General features: G+C 47.4%; 9 protein-coding genes. 4 read left to right on the forward strand and 5 right to left on the reverse strand.

Annotated features, from left to right (window positions below; all coding sequences use genetic code 11):
• Positions 1–52 precede the first annotated feature (52 nt).
• Entirely contained in the window at positions 53–781 is a 729-nt protein-coding gene (locus ACE3MZ_RS02440; RefSeq protein ID WP_411344971.1) for a TetR/AcrR family transcriptional regulator, read from the forward strand.
• A 182-nt stretch (positions 782–963) separates the two neighbouring features.
• Positions 964–2343: a TraB/GumN family protein gene (locus ACE3MZ_RS02445; protein WP_411344972.1), complete on the forward strand. Its 1380-nt coding sequence runs from the start codon at positions 964–966 to the stop codon at positions 2341–2343.
• A 240-nt stretch (positions 2344–2583) separates the two neighbouring features.
• On the opposite strand, the gene ACE3MZ_RS02450 is transcribed toward ACE3MZ_RS02445, so the two are convergent.
• Positions 2584–3267: a hypothetical protein gene (locus tag ACE3MZ_RS02450; protein WP_411344973.1), complete on the reverse strand. Its 684-nt coding sequence runs from the start codon at positions 3265–3267 to the stop codon at positions 2584–2586.
• Positions 3268–3406: 139 nt separating this feature from the next.
• Positions 3407–3997 carry a hypothetical protein gene (locus tag ACE3MZ_RS02455; RefSeq protein ID WP_411344974.1) on the reverse strand — a complete coding sequence of 197 codons (591 nt, stop codon included), beginning with the start codon at positions 3995–3997 and terminating at the stop codon, positions 3407–3409.
• Between the two features lie 211 nt (positions 3998–4208).
• Between ACE3MZ_RS02455 and ACE3MZ_RS02460 the strand changes: the two genes are divergently transcribed.
• A complete protein-coding gene (locus ACE3MZ_RS02460) occupies positions 4209–5420 on the forward strand; it encodes an ROK family protein (protein WP_411344975.1) in 1212 nt (403 codons plus the stop codon).
• A 168-nt stretch (positions 5421–5588) separates the two neighbouring features.
• On the opposite strand, the gene ACE3MZ_RS02465 is transcribed toward ACE3MZ_RS02460, so the two are convergent.
• Together ACE3MZ_RS02465 and ACE3MZ_RS02470 are read right to left on the reverse strand one after the other, a co-directional pair.
• A complete protein-coding gene (locus ACE3MZ_RS02465) occupies positions 5589–6182 on the reverse strand; it encodes a hypothetical protein (RefSeq protein WP_411344976.1) in 594 nt (197 codons plus the stop codon).
• A gap of 38 nt (positions 6183–6220) precedes the next feature.
• Positions 6221–6913: a hypothetical protein gene (locus ACE3MZ_RS02470; RefSeq protein WP_411344977.1), complete on the reverse strand. Its 693-nt coding sequence runs from the start codon at positions 6911–6913 to the stop codon at positions 6221–6223.
• Positions 6914–7219: 306 nt separating this feature from the next.
• On the opposite strand from ACE3MZ_RS02470, the gene ACE3MZ_RS02475 reads away from it, so the two are divergent.
• Complete coding sequence (locus ACE3MZ_RS02475; RefSeq protein WP_411344978.1) at positions 7220–8617, forward strand: dihydrolipoyl dehydrogenase family protein; 1398 nt, start codon at positions 7220–7222, stop codon at positions 8615–8617.
• 318 nt (positions 8618–8935) lie between these two features.
• On the opposite strand, the gene ACE3MZ_RS02480 is transcribed toward ACE3MZ_RS02475, so the two are convergent.
• Complete coding sequence (locus tag ACE3MZ_RS02480) at positions 8936–12586, reverse strand: collagen binding domain-containing protein (protein ID WP_411344979.1); 3651 nt, start codon at positions 12584–12586, stop codon at positions 8936–8938.
• Positions 12587–12703 lie beyond the last annotated feature (117 nt).

Here is a 12703-nt window from a genome sequence, read left to right on the forward strand (position 1 = left end):
TTCGGTCAGTTCGCCGTATGGAGTCTGCCGGAATGAGGAAAAGGAGTGCCATATGAAATTCATTCATCCTACGAACCGTACCCCTAACCATCTCAATACCAGTAGCCATGTCACCATGTCTGATATACACCTTTCATTGACCAATGGCGGGGTGTATGCTGGAGCCACTGAAGATTCTACCGATAGCGAGCGTACGGATCGCCGCGTGCTGCGTACACGAGAAGCGATTTGGCAGGCATTGTTGACGCTCGCCTACCAGAAGCCATTGCACAACATTACCGTCATGGATATTACGCGCGCAGCAGATATTAACCGGGCAACCTTTTATGCACATTATCAGGACAAACAAGATTTGCTGGACAGCTGTATAGATGAGGTGCTGGCAGAATTGGAAGAAGTAATGGAGCGACCGCAAAGTCTTCAACCAGAGCAGCCTTTTGATTTGGCACTGCTAGCAGGTGTATTTCGCGAGATGTTTGAGCATATTTGGCGGCATGCCCATTTTTATAAGGTGATGCTGGGGAAGGAGAATACGTTTACGGAGCGGTTTCAGCAGCTATTGGAAAATTTTATTAACAAAGGATTGCAGATTGTACAAGGTGAGCAGCCAGAACGATTGGTTCGGCAGGATGTGTACATGAGCTACAATATTTATGCTCATCTTGGTGTCATTTATAACTGGTTGGAGCAGGACTTGCATTATTCGCCTTGTTTTATGGCAGAGCAATTTATGCTGCTGTACAAGCTTGGCGGTGCTCGTCTGGCAGAGTACGAGTTATAGTCCACTCGTTAGTATGCAATCGGTTCCTTTATTTGTATGAAAATATAAATATACAGCAACAATGTATTGTACTTGAAATGAGAATATGCAATATTTAGAGAGACACGTTTGGCTTGCACAATCCCTGTCATATCAAGGAACGGGACAGTCCGGATATCAAACTATTCAAAGGGAGTTATGCAATGAGAAAATGGCATCACAAAATCCTGTCCCTGGTTCTCGCAGCAGGTCTGCTGGCAACTTCTGCTCCAGCGCTGGCGTCCGCAGCCCAGCCGCTGACAGTCAAAGTGAACGACAAAAAAGTGGAGTATCGTGCCGGTAGCGGCGCACCGACGGTTCAGCAGAAAACAACGCTTGTACCACTGCGCTCCACGCTGAAAGCGATGGGCATCACCCTGTCCAGTGCATCGGGCAACAGCATCACTGCCATCGTTAATGGCAAGAGCGTCACCGTCAAAAGCAAGCTGACGAAGATCAACGGCGTCGTCTATGTGCCTATCCGTACATTTGGCGAATTGACGGGCTATACGGTTAGCTGGAATGCCAAGACGCGTACGATTCAGCTGACGTCTGCTCCAGCTGTGCCTGTAACGACCGAACCAATCACGACACAGCCGGTAGACAGCACAACGACCGCACCGACTGACAGTACAGCGACACCAACTACACCAGCAGCTTCCACAGCACCGACAGACAGTAGTCCGTCTCCGGCAGCTACCACCGAAACAGCGGATACGGGTGGACGCGGCTTCATGTGGGAAGTGCAGGCGAATGGCAACACCGTCTACCTCGTTGGTTCCATGCACATCGCCAATGACAGCTTTTACCCGCTGCGTAAGGAATACGAAGAAGCATTCTCGCAAGCGGATTATCTCGGCGTCGAAGTGGATGTGACGAAGACGACAGACGAGCAATTTTTCGAGCAAATTAGACAGATGGGCACGTATCAGGATGGCAGCACGCTCCCTAATCATATCGCTGCGGATACATACGCCAAACTCGGCAAATACCTTCAGGCAAACGGCATCAAGTCCGGTGACATGGATCGCTTCAAGCCATGGGTTGTGGAAATGTTCATCGACTCTGCGGCGACAGCCAATTCCAGCTACGAAGCCGCAAGCGGCATTGATCGGTACTTCCTCAAGCAGGCGGCAGAACGCAACGTACCGGTGATTGAGCTAGAATCCGGTGAATCGCAACTGAGTATGCTGAACAACTTCTCTCCTGAATTGCAGGATGCTCTGCTGTATTTTGCCCTTCGCGATCTCGAGGAGAACGACAACGGCAAGCAGGACGAAGCGATCGACAACATGGCAGAAACGTGGAAAACTGGTAATGAAGCGGAACTATTGAAGATGACAACCAGCTCCGCCGATATTCCCGAATACCACAAAGCGATGCTGGTTGACCGCAATATCGGCATGGCAAACAAAATCGACGGCTATCTGAAAAGCGGCGGCAACAAGCAATACTTTATCGTTGTTGGTGCTGCTCACTATCTGAGCGATGACGGCATTCTCCACCTTTTGGAGAAAAAGGGCTATACCGTCGTACGCAAATAGAACCAGCTTTTCCCCTCAGAATGATAACCCTATACTGTGTTAACCTACAAAAAGATAACAATTGGTATTCCTAACAAAACAACAATAGTCCGTACCCACCATACTGCGATGCTGCTGTCAGCAAGCCACTAACGTGATCACAAAAAACCGCCTGTCTCTTTTGGAGAACAGGCGGTTTTTGTATGATGTGCATACTATAACAGAACGTTGATCGGAGATCTCAGATTCATTGGCATGAGATCAGGAAGAGGAATTGCCGTTGACACGATCTAGTAGCTGGGCAAGTTGTGCTTGATCGTAGGCGTCATTGATGACTTTCCATTCGCCGCTAACCTGTTGTAGTTGCAGCGTGCCCTTGGATGGAATCTTCTCCTTATCACCGACGGCAATATTCATCTCGTAGGCGATTTCCATAATACCCTTAACCTTGAATACCGGATCGGCAGTCAATTTCAGATCGGTAGTAGTCACATTGGATTGGGACTGTGTGGCGAGTCGTTGTGGCAAAATAAGCACCCGGCTCATTGCTTGTTTACTCAGGAATTCTGCTGAAGCATACGGCTCCAACCGATCGTATTGCTGTTGAGAAACTTCTGGTAGTGATGCTTCGTTCAGACTTTCCTCATTGTTGGTATCAAGATTCAGCTTGCTATAGTCAGTGACTTGATACTCAGCTTGTTTGTACTGCTTGGCAACATCTGTAGCTGCTTGAACCTGCTCGTCAGTAGCTGTTTCCCCCTGTTTGGCTGTCGGCGTTGTTTGCTCAGTCTGTCCGGTTTCATTATTCGTGGTGGCTGCGGCATTGGTCTCCGCGGTAGTGGGACTGGATGTTTCGTTGGTGCTGGCTGGACTGCTTTGTTGGCTGCATCCGAGCAAGGAACCGCTCATGACCAGTGTCAGCAGCAGCAGAGTATATTTCTTCATATGTAGATAACCTCCTTTGATGTTGTGACAGGGTAGTGATGTTAAATTTACCATTAAAAGGCTTAGTTATGCAAATTTGAACATGCAACAGGCGCCATCTTCCTTATGCTGCAAGGAAAAGGCGCCTTTGAGAGGAGAGCTATTCTAGACTGAACTGATCGACATATTTGTATATGCTTTGATTGTACTGTGTAATGATTTTGGTCGCCAGTTTGATCTTGGTATTGATCGTATATTTTTGTTTGGCGGTTGGGGTAGCTGTGTTCAAATAGTTGGCGAATAGTTTGAAGCCTTCTAGCTGAATGTTGGCGCCTTTGAGAAATTTCTCGTGTAGCGCAATCAGTTCAGGTTGCTGAGGTTTGGCTTTTTTGATCATATTGATAAATTTGGTGTAATTGGGGATAGCGATAGTTTTGATGTTTTTGTACGCTTGTTTACGAGTAGCTTGGGTGAAGGCGGTATTTTCGTTATAGGTTGACAGTCCGATTTCACCGTATGCTGTGGCTTTGTTGGTCACTTTAAAATAAGCTACATAGTCGTCATAGGCATCCAGTAATTCTGGATCGACTACCGTGCGGAAGTCTTCCAAGTATTCATACACGTCGGCTTCTGACTCGAATACTTCGTCAGCAGAATAGACTTCTGCATGAGCGTTCTGTGGCATAGCGGGCAGTAAGACAGCTAGCAGCAATAGACTGCATAGCAGGGACAGGACAGATTTGGAATTCATGTGTTTTCGCTCCTTTGAATCGTATGTAAAATAACATGCTTTATCTTTATCGGCAATCTGAGTCGAAATTGGAATATTTTTGGTATATTTTCTGTGGTGGTCATTCTTTCAGCAGGCGGATACAATGGAGACAGAGACTGTCCATGCGTATGTATCCTATGCACAAGAAGCGGGCAGTATATGTTATTACGAACAGGGAGAATGAATAATTGTGTATCGGACAATCGCCAAAACGCTGAAACGGCAAACGTATGACCGGATTGCCGTGCAGGATGACGTTTCCAAAATTGAATTGATGAAAGACATTGATATTACGAGTAGTAGTCTAAACCGAGTACTGGATGAGTTGCTCCATGAAGGCTGGATTGTAGAATCCGGTCTAGGGCAATCGACTGGCGGGCGCAAGCCTGTGTTGTACCGGATTCAGCCGCATAACCGCTATCTGTTCGGATTGGACATTTCGCGCAAATATTCAGTGCTTGGACTGTACGATCTGCGGATGAATACGCTATTCAGTCATCGCTGGCTCATGGATGAGCAGATGACGCCGGAGCGGCTGGTGGAGGAAGTAGCAGAGCAGATTCAGCAGGTGCTAGCAGAGCGGCATCTATCCAAGCGTCGCATTCTCGGTATCGGCATTGGCGCTGTTGGACCACTAGATTATGAGCAAGGGATGATTCGCAATCCGCTGTATTTTACCGCTTCCGGCTGGCAAGATGTTCCGATCTGTCGCCTGCTTACAGACAAGACCGAGATTCCGGCGCTGCTGGACAATGGGATCAATACGGCATTGCTCGGTGAATACTGGGCGACTCGTGAGGATTCTCCGCAGCATTTGTTATATGTAAATGCTGGCGTCGGGATTCGTGCGGCATATCTATCGGATGGACGTATCATGCGAGGTGCTTCCGATAAGGAAGGCTCTATCGGGCAAATGGTTGTGCAGGCAGGCGGTGCAAGGCTGCATGAGCGCGGTAATTATGGCGCACTGGAAGCCTATGCTTCGATTCAGGCACTAGAACAGCAGACGCGTCAGCATGCTCGTATGGGGCTGGAATGGTCGGCTTTTGCCGATGTGGATGTAGATGAAGCTGCTGAGGGCAAGAACGATCTGCCGTTTGACCAGATGGTTCGTCAATTGCAGGAAGGGGAACCTTTTTTACAGGAATTGTTCCACCGTTCAGCAGGGTATATGGGCATCGGGTTAGGCAATCTGATCAATACGTTGCAGCCGGAGCGAGTCATTGTAGGCGGTGCACTGATTCATGCAGCACCAGGTTATTACGAAACGGCAATCGCTGTTGCTAGAAAAAAAATCTACGGCGAATCGGCAACACATCCGCAATTCTCACGCGGACATTTACAAGATAAAGCTGTGTCTGTAGGTGCAGCAGTGATGGTATTGGAACGGATGGAGATGTAAATCGCATCTATATTGCATTTATCGCATAGGAAAAATCGTATATCAAAAAACAGCTCCGTATCGGCAGGCATCTTTGTTGAAGAGGATGTATGCTTGATACGGGGCTGTTGTGGTATCGATAGTAATTATCGTATAGATATTAAATATCTAATATTGGATATTCAATATTTACTGTTCGAATTTGGCAGAATATTTCTCTACGGCAGCTTTGTAGGCATTCAGTTCATTCATGCCTGCGGTGATTTTCTGATTTGCCTGACTCAATACGGATACATTCAGCTTGCTGCTGGCTACGTATTTTTTGAATAGATTCAGTGCTTCCAGTTGCAGCGTAGCGGCTTTGATATATTTGTTATGGATTTTTGCCAGCTCGGCGTTGGCGGGCTTGATCTGCTTCAGACCTGCGACGAATTTAGTATAGCTTGGAATGACAGTGTACGTCATCGCGGCGTATGCTTGTTTGCGGTTAGCGGACGTAATGTAGCGATAGTCGTTGTATGTATCAACGGCTTTTTCTTCGTAAGTCGCGATCGCCGTCAGGGCATCGCCGTAATCCAGCAAGCCCTGTGCTTCTGCGCGCAGTGCCGGAGCGACCTCGCTCAGCAGATCTTCTGTATCTTCACTAACATCTTCACTGGCATTGTCTGTACTTGGTGCAGTTGTGCTGTTATTGGATGCCGCGTAAGTGGAGGCAGCATAGAACGGTGTAGCTGCACCAAACAGACAAGTCAGGGCAAGCGTAAGCAATAATTTCTTTTTCATAATAAGACTAAGCTCCTTCGCAATTCTATTGAATTTCTTTAGATGAAATCATCGCTTACATCGCTGCTGGAATCGTCGCTCGTGCTGGAATCTAAGCTGCTATCGTCCAGTACGTCAAAGCGGGTAATATAATCATCCAGCTCACTGTAAAATTGGTCGATCAATGCGCCGCCGCTATCAAGCTTCGCTTCGGCTTTTTTGAGCAGGGTTTTGTTCAGTGTGGTACTGGATACGTACTTTTTGTACAGCATGAATCCTTCCAGCTCGGCATAAGCACCTTTGACATATTTGGCATGCATGGCAGCCAGCTTGGCATTTTGCGGTTTGACTTGTTTCAGACCTGCGACGAATTTGGTGTAGTTGGGTACGACAGTGTACGTCATCAGGCGGTATTCTTCCTTGCGGTTGGCGGCGCTAACATAGTCGTTTTTGTTATATGCGCTCCATGCTTTGTCTTCATACGTCAGCAGCGGGTCCATGGCATCAGCATAATTTACAAATTCATTTGCTTCCGCTTCCAGTGCCGGATCGATCGTATCCAGACTGCCGTCATCGCTATACGTATCGTCTTCCACATCGCCGGATGTGCTATCGTCGTTGTTCAGATCCATAGAATACGAACCGTCTGGTGACTCATCGGTGGATGCGGCTGCAACCGTACCAACAGGCAAGGCGGCGAAGCCTACCAATACAGCAGTTAGTAGCAAAGTTAACCATGGTTTTTGTTTCATTGTTCATAACCCCTCTATTATGTATTTAATAGATTTTTTTTACAATTTAACACGGGAAGCAAGTAAAGGAAAGAACTAAAAACAGACGACTCCGATAAAATGGCAAATACATTCTATCTTTCACTACACTTTAATTGCGATTTGATGAATTTTCTTGACCGTTCTTCGACTCTATCCATGTCATGAAGGCGTCATAGCGATTGTGGTATATATTTAACCCGTCATAGAAGGATTGCACCGTATCATTCACGGTTAATGGTACAGAGAGCTTCTTACCAAATTATACAGAGAATGAGGCGATACTCTATGACATCAAGCTTCGATCTGATTGTAATCGGAACAGGCAGTGCAGGCGCTTCGGTAGCGCAAGCATGCCGCCAAGAGGGCTGGAACGTAGCCATCGTGGATGAACGTGAATATGGCGGCACCTGTGCCCTGCGTGGCTGTGATCCCAAAAAAGTACTAGTAGGTGCCGCGGAACTAGTTGACCGCACCGCCCGACTACAAGGCAAGGGCATGACTGATAGAGCCAATATAAACTGGAATGACCTGATGGCGTTCAAGCGTACATTCACCGACCACATTCCCGGTGCTCATGAGCAAAAGCTCCAAGATGCTGGCATCCATACATGGCACGGACAGGCGCATTTTGCCGGTGAAGATCTTATTGAGATCAACGGTGAGACGTTTCAAGCAAAGCATATTCTGATCGCTACCGGTGCAGCACCCGCACCACTGGATGTAGAAGGGGAAGAGCATCTGGCGAATAGCGATGATTTTCTGAATCTTGAGCAATTGCCAGAACGTATCGTGTTCGTTGGTGGCGGTTACATTTCGTTTGAATTTGCGCATGTTGCTGCTCGTGCAGGGGCAGAAGTACACATCATACACAATAATCATCACCCTCTCAAAGGCTTTGATCCTGATCTAGTTGACGAGTTAGTTGAACATTCGCGAACAGTGGGCATCCATATTCATCTGAATGTATCCTTGCAACAGATCAAGCTGCTAGCAGATGAGGCAGACAAGAAGCGCTATCAACTCACTGCTGCTTACAAACAGGAAAATGGAGACGTCGACGACAATCGTTCGCCATTGCAACTGGAATGCGGTCTGATCGTACATGGTGCTGGACGAGCGCCGAATATCCAGCAGTTACAGCTGGAGCAGGGCGGTGTTGATTACAGTAAAAAGGGCATCGCAGTGAATGAATATCTACAGAGTACGAGTAATCCGCGCGTCTATGCAGCAGGAGACTGTGCTGATTCGCCCGGCTTGCCGTTAACGCCGCTTGCTGGATTGGAGGCGAAGACGGTTGCTCATAATCTGCTAAATGGCAACAGTCAGACGACAGACTATACGGAGATGCCAAGTGTAGCTTTTACGATTCCAAGCATTGCGGCAGTCGGTCTGTCGGAAGAAGAAGCCCGTAAACAGATCAGCCATGTGGAAGTCCGTCATATGGATATGTCTTCATGGTATACGTACAAGCGGACGAATGAACAGGCAGCTAGTGTAAAACTCATTCTGGATACGGAGCAACGTACTATTCTTGGTGCGCATGTACTTAGCGGGGAAGCCGGCGATCTGATCAACCATTTTGCAGTCGCGATTCGGCTCAAGCTAACAGTAGATGATCTGAAAAAAGTCACCTTTGCATATCCAACTATCGCTTCGGATCTCGGATATATGCTGAAGCTGTAGATTGAATCGTAAGTAGATTGAGTAGTAAATCGTCATTGGGATTTTGTAGCTGCATATAGAGCGGAGCAGTACAGTTGTAAGCATGTCGGTGTATCTGAATCTATAGCTATCCGTATGTATCCATGTATAAAAGTATATGCCCGGCAAAACTACATGACGCAACATCCATATGATGCAAGATCCATAGAATGCAGCAGCATAACAATACAAATCACCCCCAGCCTCTATGGTTGGGGGTGATTGGATTACATACTATTCAACTGATCGTTGTGCATACCTTTGGCGAATACATAGTATTCACGTTCCATCATACACAGTCTATTCAGAGCGACCGCCTGTTTTTACTTTGCGGTTTTGCATACGGTTGATAATAATACCCAGTGCGATCAGTGCCGCACCACTCAGCCAGTATGGCATACTGCTCGATTCACCCGTTTGCGGCAACATTGGTTGCTGCTGCGGTGTCGGATTTGGCTCCGTTGTTCCCGTCGGAATCGGTTCATCCGGTACAGGAACTTCCGGTGTTGTATCTGGGTTGCCAGACGGATTCGGCGTTGTATCCGGCGGTGTTGTACCTTGCGGTACAGGTTCGTCTGGAATCGACACATCCGGTGTACCACCAGTATTCGTCGGCTGCTCCGGCTGGGACGGTGGTGTCGTACCCTGCGGAATCGGCTCATCATCTACCGGAACAGGCTGCTCCGTTGTAGGCGGCGTATTGCTGCTCGGTGGTGTTGTGCCTGGGTTAGATGGTGTATTCCCCGGTGTATCATCATCGTCATCCGGGTTGGATGGATTAGATGGTGTACCTGGATTACTTGGATTTTCTGGATTGCTTGGTGTTCCCGGTGTGCTAGGATTCTCTGGCGTACCCGGTGTCGTTTGTTTTGTATTCGTAATCGTTACAAGCGGCACATTGCCGGATTGTTGATTGTCTGCATTAATCGTTACCGCATGGATCGTATCATCTGCGGTATATCCTTCAGGTGCCTGAATCTCTTGCAAATTGTACTTGCCATACAACAGGCGAGTAAACAGAGCGCGACCTTGGGAGTCAGTCGTAATCGTAATCGCTGGGCGACTGCCCGCTGCATCTTGCAAACGGAACACAGCGCCTGCGAGTGAGACGGTATCGTCGGATGCATCGACTTTGTGAACGATCAAATTACCGACAACCCCGGTTCCTGTACCGGAAGCACTGGATGTACGTACGATAATGTCTTTGCTCGTTTCTACTGTGCCAGTCGTAATGCCATCACCGACAAATTGAACGCTATTGCTCAGCTTATCACGGTCATTAGCATTGATCAGCGTAGAGTACTCCAGAATATAAGCGGACGAGATCGGCTTCAGGAATGCCAGTTCGAACTTCTCTGGTGTACCAGAAGTGACAGTCAGTTTATAATCCGTACCTTCTACGAGTTCAGTACTCTTAGTCAGCTTACCATCCTCAGAAGGAACGGTGCTAAACAGATGGAAGGAATCGGTCATCAGAATCTGATTGGCGGTCGGCTGGTCGATGATTTTGGCGTTTTCCACATAGGATTGACCACGGTTGATCTGAACCGTCCAGTTGACCTTATCGTTATCTTGAACACCGGTTTTGTATACATATTCGCCGCCGTTTGGAATGCTTACAACGGAAGCCCATGGATAACTGTTCTCGTTCGCCTTCAGTACGGCATCATTGCGTACAGTCGGTGGAATGACTTTGCCAGTGAGCGTAGTTTTGAACGTAATCCAGTAAGCGGAATTGATCGGATTGTTGAATTTAACTTGCAACGCTCCGCCATCGCTTCCTGATGCTGGCGTAGTAGCTGTATAAGCAGAAGGATCAACGGCAACGCCGCGACTTACACCATTCCAATAGCCCAGCACATTCATGTGATACACACCCAGCGAACCGTCTACATACGTTTGTCCGGCTCCGAGCGTATCATTCAAAATAGCATTGGTTAATGTTTTGTTGTTGTAATTGGCTTTGATCGTCCAAGTGATTTCTTTGGTCACTGGATTGTAGACGCCTTCTTTGGCACCATTATTCACAGTCAGATTATCCGGCCAGAAACGAGCTTCAGCTGCAATCGTACGGTATTTACCGTTTTCCAGCCAATAGAGCGCACCGATATTCTGGTACGATACTTCGGATTTGTTTTTCTTCCAATCCGCATCAAAAGTCGTGCGGTAAACGATGATCAGTTGTTCTTTGACGGATTCTTTGAAATCAATTCGGAAGCCAGCACGCGCATCATTCACAGTCAGCGTGTACAGACTCGACGGATATACACTACCATCCGCGCGGGTGATTTTCAAAGTATCCGGCAGGAATTGCAGACCGCCGTTCGGGAATTGATCCTCAATCAGCGCACCTTGTAGCGGCTGATCTTTCGTATTCAGCGTCAGTTTCCATGTTGCATCTTTGCGAACGTAGTTGGCATCAGTCAATGCTTTGGTGAACAAGGCACCTTGTACACGCTGGTTAACACCGACACTTACGCCACCTGCTGTTACAATATTGCTAATATTCTCGTTGCGTACGACTTGATCGACCGGACGAGTCTGATACTTGATCGTATATGAGGAGTTGATATCGCTTAGGAATTGCAGATCAAAGCCGGTACGTCCGTTTGTCGGTGTAATCGTCTTGATCTTGTAATCTTTGTCGAGTGTGAGCAGATTGCCTTGATTGTCGTATACTTTGAGCGAACCATCGACTACCTGTTGACTGCTGTTGAAGCGGTCTTTAACAATAGCATTGCTTTGCGTAATCGTCTGGTTGTTCAGATTGTACCCAATCGCCCAATCGATTGTTCCTGTGGCAGGGTCGTAATTCTCTACCTTTTTGCTCAAAAATTGCTGTTCTACCGTAACCTGTGCTTGCGCTTCGGCATCGCCTTTGCTACTAGTCAGCGTTGCCGTGTTGGAAAAGACCGTGCGTGCATTATCCGTCATATCGGTTACGTATACAATGCGGTAAGCGGAATAGATCGTATTGTCAAAAGACAGCTTAAACTGGGACTCATCCGCACTGAGCGTATAACCGGATGTGATGCGATCTCCAAGTGTAGTCGTACCGTCTACATTCACATTCAGTCCATATACTTGAACGGATACCGTATCGAGCTTCATACCAGCGCCGGTCGGATCAGTGATAACGGCATTTTCCAGCTTTTCTTTCGTCGTATTCAGATCGATGGTCCAACGAATCTGGGAACTGCTGATGGCTTCACCGCGTTTGCCAATATTGCTGCCTTTATCCGGTTTCAGGTAAACGACAACAAACTGCGAGCTTTCGCCCAGAGGAATGGCAATCTTCACTTCGGTGCTGCCTGTTACTGTTTCCTTGCTAAGTGAGGTACGGAATTGCATCGTACCGTGGATATCGGAATATTCATCTACAGTGGAGTTAAATGTTACAGTTACATGCCCCGACTTGGTTGCATCAAAGCTACCGACTGTCGTATCGCCAAATTGCAGCGGAACATTGTTAATGTCGTTGTACAATTGAAAAGCGGACGGCAGATCGAATTCGAATGTCGAACCGCTAGTGTAGGAACCGTCATTTGGCAATGCCCATTCGTAATTTAGATTGATCGCTTCATCTGGATCAATCGGATCTCCAGGATTGGCTTCACCATCAATTACTTTACCATTCGCATCTGTCAAATATGCTTTGGTCAGAATGCTCTGCTTGGCAGCAGGTGTAGTAGGTTCTGTACTAGTTGTATCCGTAGGTGTCGTTTCGGTTGAACCATCTGTTGAACCAGTATCCGTTCCACCATACGTATCGGATTGAACCGTTGTAGACGATGTGGAAGCGGTGCTATCATCCGCGCTGGCGGATGTACTATTTGCAGATGGAGCTGTGCTGCTTTCATCGGCAGCATGAGTAATTCCCGGCATAAAAAGACAGTTCAAAATCAACATGAGTGCGACTGCTAATACACTCACTTTCTTAAATACATTCATACGTAACCTCTTTTCGTATGTAGTTATTCGTACCTAGCGACCGAGCAACAATGAATTTCCATATGGAACGCTGGAAATGGATAATTAAGGAGAGAACGACAATAATATGTACAAGGA

Origin of the sequence: Paenibacillus sp. WLX1005, assembly GCF_046603685.1 — a bacterium.
Taxonomy (GTDB): domain Bacteria; phylum Bacillota; class Bacilli; order Paenibacillales; family Paenibacillaceae; genus Saccharibacillus.

Coding starts and splice junctions, on each gene's coding strand:
- ACE3MZ_RS02480 (WP_411344979.1), bottom strand. CDS start 12,586: ATGAATGTATTTAAGAAAGTGAGTGTATTAGCAGTCGCACTCATGTTG.
- ACE3MZ_RS02445 (WP_411344972.1), top strand. CDS start 964: ATGAGAAAATGGCATCACAAAATCCTGTCCCTGGTTCTCGCAGCAGGT.
- ACE3MZ_RS02475 (WP_411344978.1), top strand. CDS start 7,220: ATGACATCAAGCTTCGATCTGATTGTAATCGGAACAGGCAGTGCAGGC.
- ACE3MZ_RS02450 (WP_411344973.1), bottom strand. CDS start 3,267: ATGAAGAAATATACTCTGCTGCTGCTGACACTGGTCATGAGCGGTTCC.
- ACE3MZ_RS02470 (WP_411344977.1), bottom strand. CDS start 6,913: ATGAAACAAAAACCATGGTTAACTTTGCTACTAACTGCTGTATTGGTA.
- ACE3MZ_RS02440 (WP_411344971.1), top strand. CDS start 53: ATGAAATTCATTCATCCTACGAACCGTACCCCTAACCATCTCAATACC.
- ACE3MZ_RS02465 (WP_411344976.1), bottom strand. CDS start 6,182: ATGAAAAAGAAATTATTGCTTACGCTTGCCCTGACTTGTCTGTTTGGT.
- ACE3MZ_RS02455 (WP_411344974.1), bottom strand. CDS start 3,997: ATGAATTCCAAATCTGTCCTGTCCCTGCTATGCAGTCTATTGCTGCTA.